The sequence below is a fragment of the Flagellimonas baculiformis genome, assembly GCF_033441575.1.
Taxonomy (GTDB): Bacteria; Bacteroidota; Bacteroidia; order Flavobacteriales; family Flavobacteriaceae; genus Flagellimonas; species Flagellimonas baculiformis.
Window position 1 is genome coordinate 112,478 of the sequence record NZ_JAUZVW010000011.1, and the last position, 25,895, is coordinate 138,372.

Consider the following 25,895-nt stretch of genomic DNA (forward strand, 5'->3'; position numbering starts at 1 on the left):
TATTGGCTAAAAATTAACTAAAATATCTTGGGGTTCTTTTTAATTGATAACGTGTACAATACTCCCGCAAGTGAGCATAGCTTCCCCGTAGTACGGATTGCGGATTTCCTTCTCCAGACTCAACCAGTTCGCCCCTTCATTTTTATTGGCCATCGGACATTTTTGTACATAGATGGTTTGCCCCACGCCTTGCATTTGGTTCCCGATTTCAATCATCTGTTCGGAAAGAAGGACAAACTTTTCCCGTTGTCCAGCAAGGGAACTTTCTTTGGATAGGGCCAAAAATTGGTTCGTCAATTTTGAAAAATAGGTTTTTTCATTTGGGCCCATTTGCATTCCTGCCACTTTTTCCGACTCCTCGGCACCCTTTTTTGCAAACTGCTGTGCTTTTTCCTGATGGGATGACACCAAGGCATCTTTCAATTTGAGGTAATATTCCAAAATTCCTTTAAAATCAGTTTTCACTACAGATGAAAAATCCATGTCCATGTTCATCTGTCCATGGCCTTCATGTCCTGTCATGGATACACCACCACTTGGGTTCATCATGGATTTTTTTCCTTGCAACTGGGCAGCGGCATCCACGGTAAAAGTTCCCTTCGCCACAATTTCCTCTCCGCTCTGCAATCCTGAATCGACCACATAGTTTCCGTTCACCAAATTGCCCAACTGCACTTCCCTCATTTCAAAAACAGCTTCATCCGGATGGGGTTTCACATAGACCACAGAACGTTTCCCTGTCCAGAGTACGGCACTTTCGGGAATCTGTAATGTCTCAGTATTTGCATTGCCCGACAATTCGATTTCTCCTGTGACGAACATCCCTGGTTTCAAAAGCCCCTTTCGGTTATCCAATGAGGCACGGACCTCCAAGGTTCTGCTATTGTTGTTCAATATGGGATCCACAAAGGATATTTTGGCCTCAAAGGATTCATTGGGGTAGGCTTTGGTATGGACCTTTAAAGTCTGACCTTTTTTAAATAGGGCCAATTGGTTTTCATAGGCATCAAAAATGGCCCATACGGTGTTCAGGTTGGCCACCCTCACCAAAGGTGAGCCTGTTTTGATGTAGTCTCCCTCCTCTACCAAAATCCCGGACACCACTCCAGAAACGTTGGCGTAGACTGGGAAGTTTTGGCGTACCTGTCCAGACTTTTCGATTTGGTCTATCTGGGTATCCGATAACTTCCAAATTTTCAACTTGTTGCGCACCGCAGCGTACAATGCGGGCTGACTCGATTTCAAACTGGCGGCCGTGATCAATTCTTGCTGGGCAGAAACCAGTTCGGGGGCGTATATGGTGGCCAAAAGTTGTCCTCTTTTGACTTCCTCACCCTCAAAATTGACATTCAGTTTTTCTATCCTTCCATCAAAATAGGCAGATTGCACGGCATCGGATTCTTGGTTGACGGCCACTTTGCCCGAAAGTCTTGCACGTCCCCCGTTGTCCGAACTGCCCATCCCTACCGTGATGGTTTCCACACCTGCAAGGGCCATGGCGTTCGGCGTCATCCGAATCTGTGCCTGGGCCAATCCTTCCCCAGAGGAATGGGCCGGGATCAAGTCCATTCCACAAATAGGGCAATCCCCAGGTTCGGGCTGCATGATCTGTGGGTGCATGGAACAAGTCCACATTTGTTCCGAGGCCATTTCGGCATCATGGTCATGATCATCCGCGATGGTGGTTTCGGAATTTCCCCCAAATATAACGTACCCTATTAACAATCCGATGGCTACAGCAATTCCGATGTAAATGATATTTTCCTTTTTCATCACACTATTTTTTTTCGTTCTGTAATCGTTCGATCATTTTTTCCATTTCAGCAATTTCCCTACGCTGGGTCTCAATGATCTCCTCTGTCAGTTTCTTTACCTCTGGGTCTTTGATGTCTGCACGTTCACTGGTCAGGATGGCAATGGAATGGTGCGGTATCATCGCCTTCATCCATAGCACATCGCCTACCGTGGATTTTTGGTCGCGTACAAGAAATAGGGAGCCAAGAAACAAGACCAAACTACCTAACAATATGGCCATGTTCATTTTCTTGTCGGTATACATTTTGCGCATAAAGAACCACATTATGACCGCCATTGCAGCTATTCCCAAACAGACCATATAGAATCGCGTCAAACTGAACCAGACGTGGTCGAATTCATAGGTATTGAGATACATTGTGATGTACATTGCCACGAAAGAGCAGGCCAGCATACTAAAAAAGGTTTTGTAATTTCCCTTGTTTGAATGTTTTGATTTTTCCATGGTTTTAAAATTTTAGTGTTTATTGTTTCCCTTTTTTAGTTTTCGAATTGTGGGCGAGCTGATAAACCATAGCAGGAACCCGCTCAATACGGTTATCAACCCCAACAGGGAAAAGGCACGAAGCAAGGTGGTATTAAAATCATCCCTGCTTTCATAATCCATGGTGTGGGTCATCCAAAGAAAATCGAACCAACGCCAATTCCGGTGTCGCACCGTTTGAAAAGAACCATCCTCCACCGACACATAGGCCTTAATGTCTTCTGAAGAATCATAGGAAATCACAAAGGCAGGTAACTTTTTTTCCCGATACTCATGATGCTTATCGGTTTCATCGATGACCTCCACTCTTTTGACCTTTAGATCCGGTGACATTTGCCGCTCTGCAACGGCCAGGGCTTCTTGTTCGGAAATCCCTTTTTTAAGGCTACCACTTTTGGCATCCACCAAATATTGGTCATTGATCCAATAATAGGGTTTTCCCGCAATTTCCTTTAGGCTCAAGGAACTTATTTTAGCGGGCACATTGATTTGCGAAAGTCCGATGAGACCATCAAAGGCTATAGGTTTATAATCCATATTCCTGAAATGGTCCCCATGTATTTCATCAATGTCGGTCCAACTGAAGTAGAGGCCACTGGCCGTCCACATGATGAATTGGATACCCAAAAACAACCCCAAATATCGGTGGACCTTTCTAATCTTAACCGCTGTTTTTCGTTTTACCATTTTAGTTTTAGTCGATTGATTTAGTTCGAAGTCTAAGTGCATTGGCAATCACCGATACGGAGCTAAAGCTCATGGCGAGGGCCGCAATCATAGGGGAAAGCAAAATCCCGAAAAACGGATAGAGCACCCCTGCCGCCACTGGAACCCCGATGGTGTTGTAGATCAAGGCAAAAAACAGGTTCTGTTTGATGTTCTTCATCACGGCCTCGCTCAGGTTCCTTGCCTTTACGATACCGTGCAGGTCCCCTTTTACCAAGGTGATCATGGCGCTCTCTATGGCCACATCGGTCCCGGTGCCCATGGCAATGCCCAAATCGCTTTTGGCCAATGCAGGCGCATCGTTGATGCCGTCCCCTGCCATGGCCACCACTTTTCCTTCGCCTTGCAAGCGCTCCACTTCCTTCATTTTATCCTCGGGCAAGGTTTCCGCCTTGAAATCGTCCAAGTTCAATTCACTGGCAACCGCTTTGGCCGTGTTGGCATTGTCCCCGGTGAGCATGATCACGGCCACACCTTTTTTCTGAATGGCCCTGATGGCGGCCGCACTGGTCTCCTTGATCTTATCACCAATGGCAATGTATCCTTCGCACACCCCATCCACTGCCAGATAGGATATTGTTTTTCCTTCTTCTTGGGATTTCTTTACCTTGGCTTTCATATCATCGGAAACTTCGGCCCTGGCTCTTTCCATCATTTTGAGATTGCCCAAGTGCAGTTCCGTTTCCTTGACTTTTCCTTCGACACCCATTCCTGTCACGGCATTGAAATCTTTGGTCTTCGACACGGCTATGCCATTTTCCTTTCCATATTTTACAGTGGCCTGCGCCAACGGATGCTCGCTATTGGCATTCAACGAGATGACAAATTGCAATAGCTCTTCTTTGGAATACGTTGTACCAAAAATGCCAATATGGTCGAAAGTGGGCTTACCTTCAGTGATGGTCCCGGTTTTGTCAATGATAAGGGTATCCACTTTTGCCATTTTCTCCAAAGCTTCGGCATTTTTGATGAGCACCCCGTTCTGGGCGCCTTTTCCCACCCCGACCATAACAGACATGGGGGTCGCCAAGCCCAACGCACAGGGACAGGCAATGATCAGGACTGCGATGGCATTGATCAACGCATAGACATAGGCCGGTTGTGGACCCCAAATGGCCCAGGCACCAAAGGTGAGTATGGAAATGATCACCACCGTCGGCACAAAATAGGCCGAAACCTTGTCGGCCAAATTCTGAATGGGTGCCCGGCTTCGACTCGCATCGTTGACCATGTGGATGATCTGCGACAGAAGCGTGTCGCTCCCCACTTTTTCAGCTTTCATCAAAAAGGATTGGTTCCCGTTGATGGTACCACTGCTGACCTTGTCGTCCACTTGTTTTTCCACGGGAATGGGCTCCCCCGTGATCATGGATTCGTCCACCGAGGTTTCCCCCTCTGTGATGGTGCCATCCACGGGTATCTTATCTCCTGGCTTTACACGTAGGATATCCCCGATCTCAATGGTATCTATCCCTACTTCCACTTCCTCTCCATCCACCACTTTTAGGGCCTTGTTGGGGGAAAGTTTGAGCAATTCCTTCACCGCATTGTTGGTCTTGCTGTGTGCTTTGGCTTCCAGCAATTGTCCCAACAGCACCAAAGTGAGTATCACGGTGGCCGCTTCAAAATATACATGGACAGTGCCCGACCCGCTTTTGAACTGATCTGGAAAAAAACCAGGGAAGAGCAATGCGACCGTACTTAAGACAAAGGCCACCCCGGCACCAATGCCAATAAGGGTGAACATGTTCAGGTTCCAGGTCTTGATACTTCGATAGGCCCTTTCAAAAAACATCCATGTGGCATAAAAAACCACGGGAAGTGACAAGGCAAATTGCACCCAGTTCCAGTATTTTGGTTCCATGAGCTGGTACAACGGATTATTGGACAGCATTTCGCTCATGGCAATCAGAAAGATGGGCATGGTAAAGGCCAAGGCCACCCAAAACTTTTTGAGCAATCGCTTGTATGTCTTTTCCTCGGCACTGGTCTCAGGGGCCATGGGCACCAGGTCCATTCCACATTTTGGACACGAACCGGGTCCGTCCTCCACCACTTCCGGGTGCATGGGGCAGGTCCATTTTTCCTTGGATGCCGATGACATGTTCTGCTCTTCCACGAGGTCCATTCCGCACACCGGACAGTCCCCGGGCTTGTCGTAGGTTTTATCCCCTTCGCAATGCATGGGGCAATAAAAGGTGCCCGTTCCGTTTTTGACAGGTTGTTTTTTCTCCTCCTTAGGTTGATGATGGTGCCCCGGCATGTGTATGCTGTACCGTCCACCGTCATTTTTTAGGGTTTTTTGGAATGTCTCCAAGGGAATATGGGCCTCCATCTCGATCACGGCCTCTGCCTTTTCCAGGTTCACCTCTACCCCAGTGACCCCTTCTACTTTGGAAAGGGTCCCTTCCACGTGGCTCCTACAACCGTTGCAACTCATTCCGTGTATGTGATAGGTGTGCTTCATCTTATTTGTTTTTATCTTACAAAACTACCTGATTCCCAGCCCAAAGCTTTTCACAATTCTGGTTTTCTTTTATACAATTTGGTCCAGGGATTTACGGTCCCATTGCTGTACTTTCCTATAATCCGTCATGGACATCCCCGTCACCGATTTGAACTGCTTGGCCAAATGGCTGCTGCTGGCATAGTCCAGATCGTACGCAATCTCGGAAAAGGTCTTGCTGCCCATCTGGATCTGCTCCTTCACCTTTTCGATTTTTAGGAGGATGAAATACTTTTCTATAGTCACGCCTTCCTTGGCACTGAACATTTTGCTGAGCACCGAGTATTCCTTTTTCATGCTTCTGGACAGATGATCCGAGAGATTTTGATGTATCCTGTTTTCCAAGGCAATGATCAAGTGGTTCTTGATCTCCGCGATGAAGGAGTCTTCTTGATCTTCGATCAATTCAAACCCGTTCCGTATCAAAATCTCCCGGATATGCTCCATTTGGGCCATGGCGCCTTCCTTTAACTCCACTTCCCCCAATTCAATCCGTACCACATCAATGCCTGCCTTCTGAAATTCATTTTTCAGGACGCTCTTGCATCTATCGCATACCATATTTTTGACCTTGATGTGCATTTTGGTTGCTCTTGGGATTAAAGGGTTTTTCTAATTATGGGATTGCTCGCCTTCAGGCTTGTCCTCGTTCAGCACATAGGTCATGCCACATACCGGGCATTTCCCTTCTGTTTCGCTGCCGCTTCCTTCACAGTGCATGGGGCAGACATACGTAGAAGTGTACTCTTTCCCTTGCTTGGCGTCCATGTCCTTGTGGTCCATGTCGTGCCCTTCTTCTCCCATATCATGGCCTTCGTGCTCCATAGTTGCCTCGGTAGGGGTTTCCTTGCTTTCCTCTGTTTTTCCTTTGCAGGATGCAGTCAGCACCAAAGCCGATACGAGTGTGATTCCGATAATTGTTCTGATGTTTGTTCTCATGGTTTTTATATTTACTTGTTAATTAAATAATTGATAATGGCAGATTGTACATAGTACAACTGTATGGATTGTATTTGGTTCGTCTGAAATTTCAATTGCAGTTCCTGAATGTCCAGTACATCATTGAAATCAATGGTGCCCGTTTCATAACTCTTGATCAGGATCTCTTCGGCGTCCTTGGCCTGTTGTAGGTTCTTGGTTTGTGTGGCATGGGCAATACGCGCTTCGTTCCGTTGCGCGACCGCTTTGGCAAAGGCATTCTCCAATACATTCAACCGTTCCGTTTTTTGAAGTTCGATCTCTTTTTGACGAAGCTCGTTCTGCTTGGTAACAGATTTGAATTTGTTGTTGAAAATGGGAATGGAAAAAGTCACCATCGGCATTACAATATCTTTTCCATTATCGCTCATTGCCATATCAGTCCGTTCCGAAACAGGGATGTAATCGAGCCCTATCCCAAAACTTGGGGCATTTTCCTTTTGGTTGAGCAGTTCAGATTGTGTGACCGACTCGTACAATTGATCGTATTTGAGGAGTTCTGGATTCAGGCTCAGATCATCCTTGTTGAGCATAGGGTCATCCAAGGGAATGTCCATTTCATCCACCACTTCAACCGCAATACTTTCATCACGATTCAACAGATTATTGAAAACGGCCTGCTCCGCCAAATAGGATTGCTCCCACACTTCTTTCTGCTGCTGCAGTTCGTTTTGGCGAATTTGAAGTTTCAACACATCCACCGCCGAAGCTTTTCCAACCTCAACCGAGGTCAAGGCCAAGGTTTCGTATGTTTCCAGCAAATCAATGTTTTCCTGAAGCACCTTTTGCTTGGCCTGAATCCCATATAAATTATAATAAGATTGTGCCAATGACAAGGCCAGTTTTCGTTTGGCAATCACAATTTCAGCATACTCCGTTTCTGCCATGGAACTTGCATAATTTTCCCGCGCGGTAATCGTTCCGAACCACGGCAACATCTGCGATACAGAAAATCTGGCCCGCTGCGCCCCTGTTCTGGTCTCTGGTTCGCTTACAAAATATCCTGCCGCAATGGTGGTATTGGGCAAAGTGTTCATTTCACTCACCTTTTCCTTTGCGATGTTATAGCGTAGCTCCAAAGCCTGGATCATGGGGCTGTTCTGCTCAGCTTCTTGAAGATAGAACTCCAACGATTGTGCATTTGCCCCAAAAGCAGTAAGTGCAAAGACTATATAAATAAATTTCTTTTTCATCGGTTCTGCAGTTTAAGTTGCAATTCGCTTTTCCAGCTGTAGAGTACAGGGACCACGAACAGGGTGATCAGGGCGATCAACATACCCCCAAAACTGGGTATGGCCATGGGGATCATGATGTCACTCCCCCTTCCCGTGCTGGTGAGTACGGGAAGCAGGGCCAAAATGGTGGTAGCTGTGGTCATCAAGCAGGGTCTGATACGCTTTTCACCTGCTTCCAACACCGAACTCCTGATGTCTTCCAATGTACTAGGGGCATTCCTGTCGAAGGTCTGGGTAAGATAGGTGGCCATGACCACCCCATCATCCGTAGCGATACCGAAAAGGGCTATGAATCCGACCCACACCGCCACACTCAGGTTAATGGTGTGCATTTGAAAAAGGTCCCTTAGGTTTTCCCCGAAAAAATTGAAGTTCAGGAACCAATCCTGTCCATAGAGCCAGATCATGAGAAAACCTCCCGCAAAGGCGACGGCAATTCCCGAAAACACCATGAGCGAGGTGGCTACAGATCTAAATTGAAAGTAGAGGATCAGAAAGATGATCAACAAGGCCAAGGGCACCACTACGGAGAGTGTTTTTTCTGCCCTGAGTTGGTTCTCGTAGGTACCCGTGAACTGATAGCTGATTCCCTTTGGGACCACAAGTTCCCCATTCTCGATTTTTTCCAAAATCTTGTCCTGGGCATTTTCCACTACGTCCACTTCGGCAAAGCCGTCCAATTTATCGAACAGCACATAGCCCACCAAAAAGGTGTCCTCGCTCTTTATCATCTGCGGCCCCTGTTCGTATCGGATGGTGGCCAATTCGTTCAAGGGGACAGGGTTTCCTTTTTCCACAGGAACGTAAATATTGCCCAATTCGGTCGGGTTGGCCCTAAGTTCCCTCGGATATCGTACCCGAACGGCATAGCGCTCACGACCTTCCACGGTCTGGGTCAGGGCCATGCCCCCTATGGCCACTTCCAACACCTGTTGCACATCTTCGATGACAATGCCATAGCGGACCAATTTTTCTCGATCAATATCGATCAACAAATAAGGTTTCCCCACAATACGGTCGGCAAAAACAGCTTGATCCTTCACACCGTCCGCTTCTTTGATGATGTTTTCCAGTTGCAGTCCGAACTTTTCGATTTCCTTCAGATCCTGGCCTTTCACCTTGATGCCCATGGGCGCCCTCATTCCTGTCTGCAGCATCACCAAGCGGGTCTCGATGGGCTGCAATTTGGGTGCCGATGTGACACCAGGTATTTGGGTTACCCGTACGATCTCGTTCCAAATATCATCGGGGCTTTGTATCTCTGGGCGCCAGTTCCTGAAATATTCGCCATCCTTGTCAGGCACTAAAAGTGCTCGGTCAATACGCAAGGGGTCGCTCACATGACTTTCAGCGTAGTCCTGTTCATTCTGTACGGGATTGTTCGGATTAAAGGCCACTTTTTCATTTTTCAAGACAAAGTAACCGTCTTGATTCACCTTGTATCGTTGTGGACTTCCGGATGCATTTTTTTCATACTCCGAACGGTATTGGATAATGTTCTCGTACATGGAAAGGGGTGCAGGGTCCAAGGCAGACTCGGTCCTTCCCGCTTTTCCCACTACAGTTTGAATTTCAGGAATAGTGGCAACGGCCATGTCCAATTGTTGCAAAACGCGTTTGTTTTCTTCCACGCCTGCATGTGGCAACGAGGTGGGCATCAAAAGGAACGATCCTTCATTTAAAGAAGGCATGAACTCCTTACCCGTATTGCGCATGATCAAAAATCCAAATACCACGATCACAATAGGAATGGAAAGGAAAATCAACTTGTTATCCAAAGCCCAAGTCAGGATTCTGCTATAATATTTCCTGAAGAGATAAAAACCTCCCAACAAAATCCCACAAATGACCCCAACAAAGATGAGGTTGATCGCAATGCTTCGGTCAAACCCCAATGGTCTCCAATAGGCTGCCAATAGGAACATAATGGCAATGACACAAAGGATCACATTGACCAAACTGACCTGTTTACCATCAATGACCTCTCTTAGTTTCAAAATACCAGAAATCCCAAAAGCCATCAAGACCAATCCCAACCATTGTCCAAACACTATGGCCACCAAGCCCAGCACGATCAAGGTTCCGTTCCCTATATATTTCAGCAATGGGCTTTGGCTTTTCTTTTTGAAGATGATGGCCGCAAAGGGCGGAATCAGGAACAGGGCCACAATAATGGAAGCCGTCAATGCCATGGTCTTGGTAAATGCCAATGGGGTGAAAAGTTTTCCTTCGGCCCCTACCATGGTGAAGACGGGAATAAAACTGATGATGGTGGTCAAAACGGCCGTTAGAATGGCTCCCGAGACTTCCGAGGTCGCATTATAGACCACTGTGTCTATGGAGTGCCCCTCACTGTTCTCGTCCATATGCCGAATGATGTTCTCCGAGAGGATCACCCCTACGTCCACCATGGTACCAATGGCAATGGCAATACCGGAAAGGGCCACAATATTGGCATCCACACCGAACAGTTTCATGGAAACGAACACCATGAGCACGGCGATCGGGAGCAGCCCTGATATCAAAATGGAGGCCCTCAAATTGAACACCATGACCACAATGACCAAAATGGTGATCCATATTTCCAACGTCAATGCCTCGTTCAAGGTACCCAGCGTTTCCTGTATCAGTTCGGTGCGGTCGTAGAAGGGAACAATGGTCAATTGGGAGGTGGTGCCATCCTTCAATTCTTTTGAAGGAAGTCCGGCACTGAGTTCCTGGATCTTTTCCTTCACATTGTTGATGACCTCCAATGGGTTGGCCCCGTAACGGGCCACAACGACCCCTCCGACCACTTCGGCCCCTTCCTTGTCCAATAGGCCTCTTCGTTCTGCTGGACCCAAGGATATATGGGCAACATCCTTTAGACGAATGGCGGTATAATCTGTGGATGCGACCGCTGCGTTTTTTAGGTCTTCCAAGGATTTAATGTAACCTAGTCCACGGACAAGGTATTCCGCTTTGTTGATCTCCAAAGTTTGCGCCCCAATGTCACGATTGCTCTGCTTTACGGCTTTTACAACTTGATCAAGACCAATATTGTATTGCTTCAACAGCTCGGGGTCCACATCCACTTGGTATTCCTGCACAAATCCACCAATTGAAGCCACTTCAGATACCCCGCTGGCCGAAGACAACGCATATTTTACATAGTAATCCTGGACACTTCGCAGTTCTTGCAGGTCCCATCCCCCGGTCACGTTGCCCTCTTTGTCCCTTCCTTCCAGTGTGTACCAATAGATCTGCCCCAATGCCGTGGCATCCGGTCCCAGTGCTGGGCTTACTCCTTCGGGAAGAAGGTTGTCCGGCAAGGAGTTCAGTTTTTCCAGGATACGGCTCCTACTCCAATAGAATTCCACTTCTTCCTCAAAAATGATATAGATGCTGGAAATCCCGAACATGGAGGAACTCCTTATTGTCTTTACTCCTGGAATCCCCAATATGGAAGAAGTCAAAGGATAGGTAATCTGGTCCTCGATGTCCTGTGGTGACCTGCCGGGCCACTTGGTGAATACAATCTGTTGGTTCTCCCCAATATCAGGAATGGCATCCACGGCAACCGGGTCCTTGGGCAAGAACCCCGTGTCCCAGCCAAAGGGCGCATTCACAATGCCCCAACCCATAAAAAGGACCAGCAGCAAAATGGCCACTAATTTGTTTTCTATTAAAAATTTGATGCTTTTGTTCAGCATAGCGATTTGATTTAAGCATTAGTCCAAGGCAAAAACTTGTACAAACGAGCCAGCCCGACCAAGTTGGATCGGGTTGAAAAAACCAATGATAGATCAAATAAGAAAAGTCTGATGCAGTACCTGAACGTCCCGTATCAGTGGCGGTGGGGAATAGTCAACAAAGGCATTGTTCTCTTCCGCTTCCGCTTCAAAAAGGTAAAAATAGGAATGGACAAAGCTTACCAAGAAAAGCTGCTGGTCAAGACTGAAATTGTCAAAGGACATTTTAAGATCGTCCTGTCCCTGGACGGTAAACGATTCATCATCACAACAGGAAGACTCCATATCCATGTCCATACCGCAATCATCAGCATGGGCAAAAAAAGAAATGTCCATGACCCGACCCATACAAAGGTGCTTGTCCACCGTCCATGAAACCGTGGAAACCAAGACCAAAAGGGCCATTAGGGATGATATGAACTGATGTAGAATCTGCTTCATTATCGACAAAACTACAAAATATTAACATTTATTGTTTTGCTTAACAGAACTTTATCTCTTTTCAAGATGTAAGTTCCGTCTTTTTTGTCGTACAAAACCCCTATTCAATACCTTTGCAAAAAAATTCCTCATGCTAAAATCGTTGGAGCCCAAAATCCTTGAAATCGTAAAAGATAAAGACAAATCAGTGGATGCCCGTTTGGGTGAGATCTGTGAACTTTTGAAAAACAATGTTCCCTATTACGATTGGGTGGGGTTCTATTTCAAAAATGGGAACAAACAGGAACTGAAATTGGGGCCCTACGCCGGTGCGCCCACCGACCACACCATTATTCCCTTTGGGAAAGGCATTTGCGGACAGGTAGCGGTGAGCAACCAAAACTTTGTGGTGCCCGATGTGACTGCCCAGGACAATTATATCACCTGTAGCATCACCGTGAAGGCCGAGATTGTGGTTCCATTGTTTGTGAACGGTGAAAATGTGGGGCAAATCGACATCGATTCCAATACCCCGGACCCATTTACAGCAGCCGATGAGCGTTTTTTGGAATTCATCAACCAAGAAGTGGCCAAAATTCTGTAAAACTTCCGCTATTTTGTTGATAACCCACTCTTCTTTTTGTGACAAAAGGGGTAATTTTGTGCGCTTAATAAATTGATTGTAAGACACAGAAGATGACTGCCAAAAAAGCCTCCGCTGCACTGATTTCCGTATTCCACAAAGATGGTCTGGAACCCATCGTAAAAAAACTGAACGACTTGGGCGTAACCCTTTATTCCACAGGGGGAACCGAAACATTTATCCGTGACCTCGGCATTGATGTGGTGCCCGTTGAGGATGTGACCAGTTACCCTTCCATTTTGGGTGGCCGCGTGAAGACGTTGCACCCGAAAGTTTTTGGTGGGATCTTGAACAGACAGGACAATGAGAGCGATGTGGCCCAAATGAAGGAATTTGACATTCCCCAATTGGATATTGTCATCGTGGACCTGTATCCCTTTGAAAAAACCGTGGCCAGTGGCGCTTCGGAACAAGATATCATCGAGAAAATTGACATCGGCGGAATCTCCCTGATCAGGGCGGCTGCCAAAAACTTCAAGGATGTACTTTGCGTTTCCTCCATGGAAGACTACGCTGACTTTTTGAACGTGATCTCCGAAGGAAACGGAACCACCACTTTGGAAGACCGCAAACGTTTTGCGGCAAAGGCCTTCAATGTTTCCTCGCATTATGACACGGCCATCTTCAACTATTTCAACAAAGACCAGTCAGCACCGGTGCTGAAAATCAGCGAGACCAAAGGTCAAGTGTTGCGCTACGGGGAAAACCCACACCAAGAAGGGTATTTCTTTGGCGATTTTGAGGCCATGTTCACCAAATTGCACGGAAAGGAGCTGTCCTACAACAACCTTTTGGATGTGGACGCTGCCGTTAACCTCATCGGCGAATTCAAAAATGACGACCCTACTTTTGCCATCCTTAAACATAACAATGCCTGCGGTTTGGCTACACGAAGCACCATCAAACAGGCGTATGTGGATGCGTTGGCAGGAGACCCGGTTTCCGCATTTGGCGGCATTTTGATCTCCAATGTTGAAATTGACAAACCTACTGCCGAAGAAATCCACGATCTTTTCTGTGAGGTGGTCATCGCTCCGAGTTATTCCGATGAAGCGTTGGAAATCTTACAAGGCAAAAAGAACAGGATCATCTTGGTCCAAAACGAAATAGAACTCCCTGAAACCTTGGTCCGCACGTGTTTGAACGGGGTATTGGTGCAGGACAAGGATTCCAAGACCGATGCCAAGGAAGACTTGACCCCGGTTACCGAAAAACAGCCGACTCCAGAAGAGATTGAGGATTTGATTTTCGCTTCCAAACTGTGCAAACACACCAAGAGCAACACCATCGTATTGGCCAAAAACAAACAGTTGTGTGCGAGTGGTACTGGGCAGACCTCACGTGTGGACGCACTGAACCAAGCCATTCACAAGGCCCAATCCTTCAATTTTGATTTGAACGGTGCCGTTATGGCCAGTGATGCCTTTTTCCCGTTCCCCGATTGTGTGGAAATTGCGGACAAGGCAGGCATCAAAAGCGTGATTCAGCCCGGAGGTTCTATCAAGGACCAGTTGAGCATCGATTATTGCAATGAAAATGGAATGGCCATGGTCATGACCGGGACACGGCATTTTAAACATTAATTTTAGTACATTAGCCGTTAATTTTTACCGTTAATCCGAAATAGACGCTTTTTTATGGGATTTTTTGATTTCATGACCGAGGAGATTGCCATTGACCTTGGTACCGCAAACACCCTGATCATCCACTTGGACAAGGTGGTTGTGGACAGTCCCTCCATCGTGGCCAGGGACCGTGTATCGGGAAAAATCATCGCGGTGGGACGCGAAGCCAGTATGATGCAGGGCAAGACCCATGAAAACATCAAGACCATCAGACCTTTGAAGGACGGTGTGATCGCCGACTTCGATGCTTCGGAAAAGATGATCAACATGTTCATCAAGAACATCCCGGCACTGAAGAAAAAATGGTTTCCACCTGCACTGCGCATGGTGATTTGCATCCCCTCCGGCATCACGGAAGTGGAAATGCGGGCCGTTCGGGAATCTGCGGAGCGGGTGAACGGTAAGGAAGTGTATCTGATCCATGAACCCATGGCCGCTGCCATTGGTATTGGGTTGGACATTATGCAGCCCAAGGGCAACATGATCGTGGACATCGGTGGGGGAACCACCGAAATTGCCGTGATCGCGCTTGGAGGCATCGTTTGTGACAAATCAGTAAAAATTGCAGGAGATGTCTTCACCAACGACATCATCTACTATATGCGAACCCAGCACAACCTCTATGTAGGGGAAAGCACCGCAGAGGCCATAAAAATCGAGATCGGTTCCGCAACGGAAGATTTAAAATCGCCCCCGGACGACAAGTCCATCCAAGGGCGTGACCTCTTGACCGGAAAACCCAAACAAGTCCAAGTCTCTTACCGCGAAATCGCCAAGGCACTTGACAAGAGTATCCTTCGGGTCGAGGACGCCGTAATGGAGACCCTTTCCCAAACACCCCCCGAACTGGCAGCGGACATCTATAACACGGGCATTTATTTGGCCGGAGGCGGATCAATGCTCCGTGGATTGGACAGAAGGCTTTCACAAAAGACCGACCTTCCCGTGTACATAGCGGAAGATCCTTTGAGAGCTGTGGTACGTGGTACAGGGATTGCCCTTAAAAACTTGGAACGCTATAAAAGTATTTTGATCAAATAGTTCCGTCTTCAGGACGGTTCCATTACCTTGAAGGCGTTCAAAATTTTTCTTAACGATACGATTGCATGCAACGCATCATCAACTTTATCCTACGCTATAGAAATGCATTTCTCTACTGCTTTCTTGCGCTCATTTCGTTGGTGATGACGGTCAGGTCACACTCCTACCATCAGTCCAGATTTTTCAATTCTTCCAAATGGATTTCGGGAAGCATCTACGCTTCGGGAGCTGATGTTTCGTCCTATTTTGGCCTTCGCGAAGAGAACAGGAGATTGGTGGAGGAGAATGAGTACCTGCGGAAATTGCTCTTCAATTTGGAGAACGACAGCGTTCAGCCATTGGATTCCACCATGGTCAGCTATGAAGTGATCAGTGCCAAGCTCATCAAGAACAGTTTTGTTTCTCCCAGAAATTATCTCACCATAGACAAGGGAAGAAATCAAGGCGTGAAGCAGGACATGGGTGTCATCACTACGCAGGGCATCTTGGGCATTGTGGAAAATGTTTCCAACAATTTCTCCACCGTGCAGAGCATCCTCAACTCAAAGTCCAACATCAACGCGAAGATCAAGGGCACCAATTATTTTGGGTCCCTGATCTGGACCAGCCAAGACTACACTGTGGCCCAACTGATCGACATCCCACGTTTGGTGCCTTTGGTGGTGGGCGATACCATCGTGACCGGGGGAATGTCCAGCATCTTTCCCGAGAACATTCCCATCGGGACCATCAAAAAGTATGACCTGAACGAATCCAAGAGTTTCTACAATATTGATGTGGAACTCTTCAACGATATGGCGAACATCAAGAATGTGTACCTGATCGAGAACAAAAATCGGAAAGAGATCCAAGAACTCGAAGCAAAGACCACCAATGAATAGCACCATTTTATTGAACATATTCCGTTTTGTGCTATTGGTCCTCGCCCAGGTCTTGATTTTCAACACCTTGAATTTCATGGACTTCATCAACCCGATGGTCTATGTGATTTTCTTTTATTGGTACCCTCTCAAGAGCAACAGGGCCCTTTTTATGGTCGTTTCCTTTCTGTTGGGGTTCATCATCGATATTTTTTCGGACACCTTGGCCTTGAATGCCATTGCCTCTTTGACCGTGGCCTATGCAAGGCCCGTGATCATGAGGTTCTGTTTTGGGGTGAACTATGAGTTCCAGAATTTCAGTTTCAAGAATACCACCAAGATCCAGCGGGTGACCTTTCTGGCCTTGCTGATCTTGATTCACCATTTGCTATTCTTTTCACTGGAAATTTTAAGTATCGCCCACTTCCTTTTAACTTTGAAGAAAGTTTTTGCCACAGGTATCGTAACTTTAATACTTTGTACGCTTTTCAGCTCACTTTTTAGTCCCAAAAGCGAATAAAATTGAAGTTGCTTCGTTGAAATACAAAGAACTGGGAGCTCAACTCCAGTCGATTGATTATGAAAAAGCTGTTATTGTCATCCATTATCGTCATCATAGGGTTCACCTTCATAGGAAGGCTCTCCTATTTACAGCTTTTTCGTTTTTCCCCAGATCAGATATTGGATGATCCGGCCATCAAAAAAATCTATGATTATCCGGAACGCGGATACATCTACGACAGAAATGGCAAACTCATGGTGGGCAACCAACCTGCCTATGATGTCATGGTCATCCCACGGGAAGTAAAACCTCTGGACACGTTGGAATTCTGTTCACTTTTGGGCATTGACAAGGCCACTTTTGTGTCCAAGATGGATATTGCGCGGCACTATTCGCCCCGTCTGCCCTCTGTATTGGTCCCCCAACTTTCCAAGGAAGACTATGCGAAGCTGCAAGAAAAAATGCGCCATTTTACGGGCTTCTACATCCAAAAAAGATCATTGCGCTACTACAACACCCACAGCGCGGCAAATGTGCTGGGCTATATCAGCGAGGTGAACGAATGGGAACTCAAGAATAACCCCTACTATGTGGCCGGGGAACTCAAGGGACACACTGGCATTGAAAAACAATATGAAGAGGAGCTTAGGGGCAGAAAAGGTGTAAAGCATATCCAAAAAGACCGATTTAATCGTGATATCGGCCCTTACAAAGAAGGTAGATTGGACACCTTGCCCAAGCCCGGGAATGAGATACAGATCACTTTGGACAAAGAACTCCAGGAATATGGCGAGAAGCTGATGCATGGCAAACGGGGTGGCGTTGTCGCCATAGAACCCAAGACAGGCGAGATTCTGGCCATGATTTCAGGCCCCACCTATGACCCTGCGCTACTGGTGGGCAGGGAACGCTCCAAAAACTACAGCAAACTGCATTACGATTCCATTGCCAAACCCACTTGGGACCGTTCCATTTTGGCGCAACCCTCGCCCGGTTCCCCATTCAAGACGCTCAATGCATTGATTGCCTTACAAGAAGGGGTCGTATCTCCGGAAACCACCTTTAGGTGCTACCACGGTTTTTATGTGGGGAACACTTTGAGGGGCTGCCACTGCGGCGGTGGGGTAAGGGACATGAACTCTGGCATCTACCAATCCTGTAACGCCTATTTTGCTGGAGTGTTCCGAAAAATTTATGACAAATATCCAACCACAGATCAGGGGATGGATGCTTGGGAAAAGCACATGAAGAGTTTTGGCCTTGGTGGTTATTTGGGCACCGACCTTCCTACGGGGGCGCCGGGCAGGATTCCGGACAAAGGTTATTATGACAAATGGTATGGTGATGGCAGATGGGCCGCATCCACCATCATTTCCAATTCCATCGGTCAGGGAGAAGTTGCTGCGACCCCTTTGCAGTTGGCCAACATGACGGCTGCCATTGCGAACCGTGGTTATTTTTATACGCCCCATATCATCAAGAAAATAGGAGGTTCGGGAGCCATCGACCCCAAATACACCGAACCCAACTACACTACCATAGATAGAAAGCATTTTGACCCCGTCATAGAGGGAATGGCCAATGTATATGAATACGGAACGGCGAGATGGCTGAAGATTCCCGGAGTGGACATTGCAGGAAAGACCGGCACGGTGGAAAATTTTGTGCGGATAGATGGTGAACGCATGCAGCTCACGGACCACTCGGTGTTCGTTTGCTTTGCGCCTGTGGAAAATCCGCAGATTGCCATAGCCGTTTATATTGAAAATGGCTATTTTGGTGCACGTTATGCAGGGCACATCGCCTCTCTTCTCATTGAAAAATACATCAAGGGCGAAATCACACGGACCGATCTGGAAAAAAAGATGTTGGAAAAAACCTTGGAGCATGAATATGCCAAACCCTACAGTGGGGAACCTTTCAAAATAAATCAGCGTGAGTGGTAAGGGTCCTTTTGGAAGAATTGACTGGATATCGGTTATTTTGTACTTGCTTTTGGTCTTTATTGGGTGGGTCAACATCTACTCCACTTCCCTGACCGATGCGGACGGTTCCATTTTTGATTTCTCCACACTTTACGGAAAGCAGTTGTTCTTTTTTGGCATTGCCGTGTTGGGCATCATTTTAGTACTCTTTGTGGAATCCAGTTTCTTTGAGCGGTTCTCGTCCATTTTTTATATGGTTTCCATCGTACTGCTCTTGGGGCTTTTCGTCTTTGGAAAAACCATAGCCGGGGCCACCTCATGGTATGATCTTGGTTTTTTCAACCTACAGCCCTCCGAGTTGGCCAAAATGACAACGTCCCTTGCCTTGGCCAAGTTCCTGAGCGATATTCAGACCGACATCCGGACCCGAAAGCACCAAATGTATGCCTTGATCATCATTCTGTTGCCCGCACTCCTCATATTGCCGCAACCCGATCCTGGAAGTGCCCTGATCTATTTTTCACTGTTCTTTGTACTCTTCAGGGAAGGATTTCCGCTCTATTATTTGGGAATTCTATTGGTCACGGTCGTGCTGTTCGCGACCACGCTTATGTTCGGCACGGTCTGGGTCACCATTGGGCTGGTCATTCTGACGTTGTTGGTCTATACTTTTAAAAGAGCTTCCGTAAAAATTCCGGTTCTGCCCGTTGTGGGGGTCATCATCATATCCATTCTCTTCTCCCTATCGGTAAACTTGGTGTACGAGCATGTGTTTGAACAACGCCACAGAGACCGTTTTGCCCTTTGGCTGAGCTTGGAAAAGGATGAAAAAAAATTGGAGGAAATCCGAAAGACCATCGGGTACAACACCTATCAGTCTGAAAAGGCCATCGAATCGGGTGGTTTTATTGGAAAAGGTTTTCTGGAAGGCACCCGAACCAAGGGCGATTTTGTACCGGAACAGCACACGGATTACATTTTTAGCTCAGTGGGCGAAGAATGGGGTTTTTTGGGCACCGTGACCGTTATTTTACTGTTCTCCATATTCTTTTTAAGGTTGATCCATCTTGCGGAGCGTCAAAAAAGTGATTTCAGTCGGATGTATGGTTATGGGGTGATCTCCATTTTGGTGTTCCACTACTTCATCAATATCGGAATGGTGATCGGGTTGCTCCCCACCATAGGTGTTCCCCTTCCTTTCTTTAGTTATGGAGGCTCGGGGCTCATCTTTTTCTCGATGCTGCTGTTCATCTTCCTAAAACTGGATTCCAACCGATTAAAGGACGGTATCTAGAAATCCCAGCCGGAAGCATCCACTGTTTTTTCCAGCCTGTCCTGCCAAGATTTGGGCTGTTTCTGAAAAAAATCCAATCCGGTCCGGGCTTCCAACGTGGTTACGGGCACCAAAAAAGTGTCCAACGGGGCTTGACTTTCCCTTGCGTCCATCAAAAAGGCCAAGACCTTCATTTGCTCCCCTTCTTTCCGAAGGATTATTTTATAAAATGCCCTGGGCACATCCACATCCTCTTCCCCAATCTCTTCCAAACCTTCTTCCAACACTCCACCAGTAATGACTACCAAATCGCCATATCTTCTGCACCAAGTACGGACCTGTTGCTCCAACCGGTTCCACACCCCAGCATTGAATTCCTTGTCCTGCGGACTGATGTTGCTGGTATAGAATGTCTCGTTGTAGGCCTGTTCCGAAAACCGTCTGTCACCCGCCGGACATAAGTGCCCCCTATCATATCCAGAGCCCCTGTAGTTCCTCCAATCGGCTGATTTACTGGACACTTTTGGGTCTTCAATAAAATACGGCCGTTTCCGGTCATCATGGGTCAAATGGTTCTTTTTGAGCTCATAGGCCACCCATTCAGCCTGTTCGTGGGGTTCGCTATAGGAAAGTGTATAGAATTCATGTTTGACGACTTCACCTGTGGTGGAACTTGGCAAAAAATCCGCATAGACAGCGGGCGCATCGGTACGCTGCGGGTTGGAATAGGTGTCAGGCGTATAAAAATTCTCAAACAGCCAAAAGCCGATAATGCAGACAGCGATCAATATGCTGTATAGGGTCTTGGTTCTCAATCTTGGTCAGGTTTATAGAAAAAACAAAACCGACCCTTTAGGGTCGGTCCTTTCTATTTTTTACAAACTGGTCATCCTTTTACGCTGGCCAGTTTTCGTTCTTGATTTTTGATGTTGTTCAAGTGAAGGTCCTTCAACACGTTCACGGCTTCTTCCACGTAGATGTCCTTCGCCAACTCTTTGTGCCATCTGTCCCTTTTTTCCCTGAGCACAGAGTCTTGGGTGAAGAGTTCCGTTTCATAATTGAGCGAGCCAAAAGATAATTGGGAATCATAGTCCCTAAGTGTCTTGAACTTTTCAGATTGGCGCTTGGCTTCCTCAGCTTTGCTCACGTAGGCATCATAGCTCAATGGAATGACGTTCTCGTCTTGTTGCTCCTTGATCCATTTGGCATTTTCCTCGATCAATTTGATCTGTGGATTGTTGGCCATCCGTTTCTTGCTGTTCTCCACGGCAGATTCAAAATCGATATAACCGTCCCATTCCTTGTAATCGGCCGGTGTGATCTTGTCCCAACCCAATGGATTCTGTTGGTCCCTCTCCCCAAGGTCGATATAACTGTACTTGTCCGGAACCACAATATCACTTTTGACGCCTTCCAATTGGGTAGATCCCCCATTGATCCTGTAGAATTTTTGGGTGGTCAACTTAATGGCTCCAAGGTCTCCATGTTCATTGCCACGTACGATGTTATCCAATGGAATCACGTTTTGGACCGTTCCCTTGCCAAAGGTCTGTTTGCTACCTATAACCACCGCTCTTTTGTAATCTTGCATGGCAGCAGCCAAAATTTCCGATGCAGATGCGGACAGTTCGTTCACCAAAATGACCAACGGGCCGTCCCATTGGATGCGTTCGTCCTTGTCCTCATGGATTTCTTTTCGCTGCCCTGAGGAGCGTACCTGTACAATGGGGCCGTCCTTGATGAACAAGCCTGCCATTTCCACAACGGTCTTCAAGGAGCCACCTCCATTGTCCCTCAAATCCAAGATAATGCCTTCGGCACCGGCTTCTTTGAGACGTTCCACCTCTTTGGCCACATCTGTGGCGGCATTGCGCTCGGAATAGTCTTCAAAATCCACATAGAATTTAGGAAGGTTGATGAGGCCGTATTTCGTATCCCCACTTTCGATGGTGGCGGATTTGGCGTAAGACTCCTCAAGCTCCACAACGTCCCTAGTTATGGAGACGGTTTCGATGGTCCCATCCACTTTTCTAACGGTCAGGTGCACCACGGAACCCTTTGGTCCCTTGATCAACTTTATGGCATCGTCAAGGCGCATTCCCACAATATTGATGGGTTCTTCGCCTTCTTGTCCCACTTTCAATATTTCGTCGCCCACTTCAAGGGTCTGGTCCCTCCAGACCGGACCTCCTGAAATGATCTCCACAATCTTGGCCCCTTCGGGTTTTTTCTGCAATCTTGCCCCGATTCCTTCAAACTTACCCGACATACCGATATCAAACTTTTCCTTTTCATCGGGTGCAAAATAGAAGGTGTGGGGGTCAAACTCCTCCACTATGGTATTGAGGTATTGCACAAACCAATCCTTGCGTTCCAAATCATCCACAAAATCGAAGAACTCGTCCAAGGTATTTCGGGTAACCTCCCTTGCCTCTTCTTCAGTGAGTGCCTTGTCCACAGTACCCGGAATCTCATTGAAGGCTATGGCAGCATCGGTTCCTGCATCCGCATCCCCTGCCGCATCGGAAATCCTATTTTCAATCTTGTCTTCAAAAACGGTCAGGGTGTTGTATTTGAGCTGTTTTCTCCAACGTTCCTTAAGTTCCTTTTTGCTGGAGGCGAACTCCTGTTCGGCATAATCGATATTGATGCTCTCATCGACCGTATAATCAAAAGGTTCGGAAAGCACTTCTTTATAGATTTCCTTGGCTTCTTCCATCCGTACCATCAAACGCTGGTACACAATGTTGAAAAAAGTGATGTCGGTATTCTTGATCTCATCATCGATCATGAACCTGTACTTTTCAAATTCCCTTACATCGCTTTCAAGAAAATATCTTTTGGTGGGATCCACGATGTCGATGAAATCATCGAATACATTGGAACTGAATTCATCGTTCAGGTCCTTGGGCTCGTAGTGGCCCCTTTCCAATACATAGGCAATCAATTCCAGGAGCAACTTGTCCTTGTCATCGTTTTCAAAAGACTTATTGGTAAAACTGCAAGAGGCAACTGCCACAAGAATCACCAAAAGTGCCAAGATGAAGTTCTTTTTCATAGATATGGTTTTATTCGGGAGCGAAATTGTCTGACCTCATACCGTCAAATCATCATTGCGTCATCCGTCGTTTCTACTTGTATGAATTCCCTAAGATACAGAAAAAACCGTGCCAGTTCTGTACGCCGCTTTTAATTTTTTGTTAAACGCCCAAGGGTTCATATCCTTTTGAAAAACGTATTTTTACAGCATTAATTATACAGGATGGAAAAACCGCTCATACTGGTCACCAATGATGATGGAATAACCGCTCCCGGGCTCAGGGCCCTGATACGCACCATGAAGGAGATCGGCGAGGTGGTCGTAGTGGCCCCGGACAGTCCACAATCGGGCATGGGACACGCCATTTCTGTGGACAGTACCCTTTTTTCAAAGAAAGTAGTGGTGGACCAGAAGGAAGGCGCGCCCATTGAATACAGTTGCAGCGGTACCCCCGCCGATTGTGTAAAACTGGCCCTTCGGGTCATTTTGGACCGAACGCCGGACATCTGTGTAAGCGGCATCAACCACGGAGCCAATTCTTCCATAAATGTCATCTACTCGGGTACCATGAGTGCTGCCATCGAGGCAGGGATCGAGGGGATTCCCGCCATTGGTTTTTCCCTCTGTGATTATTCGTGGGATGCCAACTTTGAACCTTCGTTGGGGGCCGTCAAAAAAATTGTTTCGGAAGCATTGACCAACGGGATACCCAAAGGAACCGTGCTCAATGTGAACATTCCCAAAAGTGAAAAGGCGCCCAAGGGCATCAAGATCTGCAGACAGGCCAGAGGCAATTGGAAAGAGCAGTTTGACAAGCGCACAAGCCCGTCGGGGAAGGACTATTATTGGCTCACGGGGGAATTTGAACTATTGGACAAGGGACAGGATACGGATGAATGGGCCTTGGCCCAAGGGTATATTTCGATTGTACCCACACAATTTGACCTAACGGCACATCATGCCATACAGCAAATAAACAATTGGAATTTAAATGGGCAAAAATAAAGAGATTTTGATCGGTTTTATCGTGGGCATCATTGCCAATACCTTTGGTACGTTGCTCTATATTCTGATGTTTTCGGACCTAGGCATCGTGGACACCTTCCATGCGGCCGTGGCCCAAGGACATATTGGCAGTTTGTTGGCACTGGGCGCCATCTTGAACCTGATTGCGTTTTTTGGCTTTCTACGGATCAAAAGGGACCTTAGGGCAAGAGGGGTCATGCTGGCCACTTTGGTTACGGCTTTGGTAATTTTGATATATAAAGTAATGACATAAAGCCTAAAACAAGTACAAGAACAAATTCAATGTTAATAGGATTTACTTGGGTTTAATCTTGAACTTGATGGTTGAATTTGACACTTACAAATGAAATATTACATCATAGCCGGCGAAGCATCTGGGGACCTGCATGGGTCCAACCTCATCAAGGCCTTGAAGAAAGAAGACCCATCGGCCGAAATCCGTTGCTGGGGCGGTGATCTGATGCAAAAGGCCGGTGGCGAATTGGCCAAGCACTACAAGGACATGGCCTTCATGGGTTTTTTGGAGGTCATCAAGAACATACCCACCATCTTTAAAAACATTGCCTACTGCAAGCAGGACATCCAGAAGTTCCATCCCGATGTCGTTATTTTCATTGACTTTTCAGGGTTCAACCTTCGGATAGCCAAATGGGCGAAGGAAAATGGGTTCAGGACCAACTATTACATTTCTCCCCAAATCTGGGCCTCACGGGAAGGCCGAATCAAAAAAATCAAACGGGACATCGATGCCATGTATGTAATCCTTCCCTTTGAAAAAGATTTTTATGGGAAAAAGCACAACTATCCCGTCCATTTTGTGGGCCATCCATTGATCGATGCCATAGTGGGCACTCCGCTTCAGGAAAATGAAACTTTTAGAAGGGAAAACAATCTGGACCCCGACAAACCCATTATCGCCCTGCTTCCCGGCAGCAGAAAACAGGAAGTGCAGAAAATGTTGGACGTAATGCTTTCGGTCAAAAAAGATTTTCCCGACCATCAATTTGTCATTGCTGGGGCACCGAGCCTTTCGGACGATTTCTATGCCCCATTTCTGAAAGGGGACACCGTGAACTATGTTTCCAACAAGACCTATACTTTGCTCAAACACTCCCATGCCGCATTGGTCACCAGCGGAACGGCAACCTTGGAGACCGCTCTTTTTGGCATTCCCCAAGTCGTTTGCTACAAAGGCAATTGGATCTCCTACCAGATTGCGAAGCGTATCATCACTTTGGACTACATCTCCCTTGTCAACCTCATCATGGATCGGGAAGTTGTCAAGGAATTGATTCAGAGCGAATTGACAACAAAAAACCTCAAAAAAGAACTTTCCAAGATCATTGAAGGGCCCGAACGTGAGCGCATCCTGTCCGATTATAAATTGCTCCAAGAAAAATTGGGTGGAGAAGGGGCCAGTCAATTGGCCGCCCGATTAATCGTTGAAAATGCGTAGTTTTATCATCCAAGAAAGTAAATCTATTCTTGGATGTTACGAAAAACCATAATCTTACTATTGATTTTTACCGTTGCGGCCTGTGGTCCCGGTAAAAAGAAACGAACCTACAGCAAGACCCGAACCGTTTCGGTAGAGGGGTCCACCGAAAACACCATCTCCGTACCCAGACCCAAAAAGGAAGAGCGGAAAAAGGATGAACGGAAAAATGAAAAGGCCGAAGCCATCATCTCCACCGCAATGACTTTTTCAGGAACCCGGTACAAGTATGGGGGCACCACCAATAAGGGCATGGACTGCTCTGGTTTGGTTTATGTTTCCTTAAAGGAAAACGGCATCTCTTTTCCACGAGCTTCCCACCAAATGGCCTTGGAGGGCCAAAAAATAAGGGTGGAAGACGTGCAAAAGGGCGATTTGCTCTATTTTCAGACCTCAAAAACAGGAAAACGCATCAACCACGTGGGCCTAGTGGTGGAAGTGGACGGCGATGACATACAGTTCATCCACGCCACGACCTCAAGGGGCGTTCTGGTATCCTCGTTACGGGAAGGATACTGGAACCACGCTTTTGTAAAGGCGATGCGCATCCTATAGTGCAGCAATTCAATT

At 46.9% G+C, this 25,895-nt stretch carries 22 protein-coding genes; 11 read left to right on the plus strand and 11 right to left on the minus strand.

Annotated features, from left to right (window positions below; translation table 11 throughout):
• Positions 1–39: 39 nt before the first annotated feature.
• The 9 genes from SD450_RS15175 to SD450_RS15215 form a co-directional block, all read right to left on the minus strand.
• The gene (locus tag SD450_RS15175) at positions 40–1,773 is read right to left on the minus strand and encodes an efflux RND transporter periplasmic adaptor subunit (protein ID WP_318345309.1); all 1,734 of its coding nucleotides are present in this window, start codon (positions 1,771–1,773) and stop codon (positions 40–42) included.
• A gap of 4 nt (positions 1,774–1,777) precedes the next feature.
• Entirely contained in the window at positions 1,778–2,260 is a 483-nt protein-coding gene (locus tag SD450_RS15180; RefSeq protein WP_318345310.1) for a DUF305 domain-containing protein, read from the minus strand.
• Between the two features lie 12 nt (positions 2,261–2,272).
• On the minus strand, positions 2,273–2,986 hold the full coding sequence (locus SD450_RS15185; protein ID WP_318345311.1) for a hypothetical protein: 714 nt from the start codon (positions 2,984–2,986) through the stop codon (positions 2,273–2,275).
• 7 nt (positions 2,987–2,993) lie between these two features.
• Positions 2,994–5,492: a heavy metal translocating P-type ATPase gene (locus tag SD450_RS15190; protein ID WP_318345312.1), complete on the minus strand. Its 2,499-nt coding sequence runs from the start codon at positions 5,490–5,492 to the stop codon at positions 2,994–2,996.
• Positions 5,493–5,561: 69 nt separating this feature from the next.
• Entirely contained in the window at positions 5,562–6,113 is a 552-nt protein-coding gene (locus SD450_RS15195) for a helix-turn-helix domain-containing protein (RefSeq protein WP_318345313.1), read from the minus strand.
• Positions 6,114–6,143: 30 nt separating this feature from the next.
• A complete protein-coding gene (locus SD450_RS15200; RefSeq protein ID WP_318345314.1) occupies positions 6,144–6,470 on the minus strand; it encodes a heavy metal-binding domain-containing protein in 327 nt (108 codons plus the stop codon).
• Between the two features lie 11 nt (positions 6,471–6,481).
• Complete coding sequence (locus SD450_RS15205; RefSeq protein WP_318345315.1) at positions 6,482–7,702, minus strand: TolC family protein; 1,221 nt, start codon at positions 7,700–7,702, stop codon at positions 6,482–6,484.
• Positions 7,699–11,436, minus strand: a complete 3,738-nt coding sequence (locus SD450_RS15210) for an efflux RND transporter permease subunit (protein ID WP_318345316.1) — start codon at positions 11,434–11,436, stop codon at positions 7,699–7,701. The genes SD450_RS15205 and SD450_RS15210 overlap by 4 nt, the downstream gene beginning before the upstream one ends.
• A 93-nt stretch (positions 11,437–11,529) precedes the next feature.
• Complete coding sequence (locus tag SD450_RS15215; RefSeq protein WP_318345317.1) at positions 11,530–11,916, minus strand: HYC_CC_PP family protein; 387 nt, start codon at positions 11,914–11,916, stop codon at positions 11,530–11,532.
• A gap of 130 nt (positions 11,917–12,046) precedes the next feature.
• Here SD450_RS15215 and SD450_RS15220 point away from each other — a divergent pair, with 130 nt between their 5' ends.
• The 7 genes from SD450_RS15220 to rodA all read left to right on the plus strand — a co-directional run bounded on the left by SD450_RS15220 (position 12,047) and on the right by rodA (position 19,785).
• Complete coding sequence (locus tag SD450_RS15220; RefSeq protein ID WP_318345318.1) at positions 12,047–12,499, plus strand: GAF domain-containing protein; 453 nt, start codon at positions 12,047–12,049, stop codon at positions 12,497–12,499.
• 92 nt (positions 12,500–12,591) lie between these two features.
• On the plus strand, positions 12,592–14,121 hold the full coding sequence (purH, locus tag SD450_RS15225; RefSeq protein WP_318345319.1) for a bifunctional phosphoribosylaminoimidazolecarboxamide formyltransferase/IMP cyclohydrolase: 1,530 nt from the start codon (positions 12,592–12,594) through the stop codon (positions 14,119–14,121).
• A 54-nt stretch (positions 14,122–14,175) separates the two neighbouring features.
• Positions 14,176–15,204, plus strand: coding sequence for a rod shape-determining protein (locus SD450_RS15230; protein WP_072875703.1), 1,029 nt, complete (start codon positions 14,176–14,178; stop codon positions 15,202–15,204).
• 65 nt (positions 15,205–15,269) lie between these two features.
• Entirely contained in the window at positions 15,270–16,085 is an 816-nt protein-coding gene (mreC, locus tag SD450_RS15235) for a rod shape-determining protein MreC (RefSeq protein WP_318345320.1), read from the plus strand.
• Complete coding sequence (locus SD450_RS15240) at positions 16,078–16,584, plus strand: rod shape-determining protein MreD (protein ID WP_318345321.1); 507 nt, start codon at positions 16,078–16,080, stop codon at positions 16,582–16,584. Before mreC ends, SD450_RS15240 begins: the two co-directional genes overlap by 8 nt.
• 59 nt (positions 16,585–16,643) lie before the next feature.
• On the plus strand, positions 16,644–18,512 hold the full coding sequence (locus SD450_RS15245) for a peptidoglycan D,D-transpeptidase FtsI family protein (protein WP_318345322.1): 1,869 nt from the start codon (positions 16,644–16,646) through the stop codon (positions 18,510–18,512).
• Positions 18,502–19,785 carry a rod shape-determining protein RodA gene (gene rodA, locus SD450_RS15250; RefSeq protein ID WP_318345323.1) on the plus strand — a complete coding sequence of 428 codons (1,284 nt, stop codon included), beginning with the start codon at positions 18,502–18,504 and terminating at the stop codon, positions 19,783–19,785. Before SD450_RS15245 ends, rodA begins: the two co-directional genes overlap by 11 nt.
• Here rodA and SD450_RS15255 read toward each other — a convergent pair.
• The gene (locus SD450_RS15255; protein ID WP_318345324.1) at positions 19,782–20,579 is read right to left on the minus strand and encodes a DNA/RNA non-specific endonuclease; all 798 of its coding nucleotides are present in this window, start codon (positions 20,577–20,579) and stop codon (positions 19,782–19,784) included. The genes rodA and SD450_RS15255 overlap by 4 nt on opposite strands.
• A 71-nt stretch (positions 20,580–20,650) precedes the next feature.
• On the minus strand, positions 20,651–22,822 hold the full coding sequence (locus SD450_RS15260; protein ID WP_318345325.1) for a carboxy terminal-processing peptidase: 2,172 nt from the start codon (positions 22,820–22,822) through the stop codon (positions 20,651–20,653).
• A gap of 204 nt (positions 22,823–23,026) precedes the next feature.
• On the opposite strand from SD450_RS15260, the gene surE reads away from it, so the two are divergent.
• The 4 genes from surE to SD450_RS15280 all read left to right on the plus strand — a co-directional run bounded on the left by surE (position 23,027) and on the right by SD450_RS15280 (position 25,880).
• On the plus strand, positions 23,027–23,809 hold the full coding sequence (gene surE, locus SD450_RS15265; RefSeq protein ID WP_318345326.1) for a 5'/3'-nucleotidase SurE: 783 nt from the start codon (positions 23,027–23,029) through the stop codon (positions 23,807–23,809).
• On the plus strand, positions 23,796–24,083 hold the full coding sequence (locus tag SD450_RS15270; protein ID WP_318345327.1) for a hypothetical protein: 288 nt from the start codon (positions 23,796–23,798) through the stop codon (positions 24,081–24,083). The genes surE and SD450_RS15270 overlap by 14 nt, the downstream gene beginning before the upstream one ends.
• A 90-nt stretch (positions 24,084–24,173) precedes the next feature.
• Positions 24,174–25,286, plus strand: coding sequence for a lipid-A-disaccharide synthase (gene lpxB / locus SD450_RS15275; RefSeq protein ID WP_318345328.1), 1,113 nt, complete (start codon positions 24,174–24,176; stop codon positions 25,284–25,286).
• A gap of 33 nt (positions 25,287–25,319) precedes the next feature.
• Positions 25,320–25,880 (plus strand): C40 family peptidase, encoded by a 561-nt coding sequence (locus SD450_RS15280; RefSeq protein ID WP_318345329.1) that lies wholly within the window; start codon positions 25,320–25,322, stop codon positions 25,878–25,880.
• The last annotated feature ends 15 nt before the right edge of the window (positions 25,881–25,895 follow it).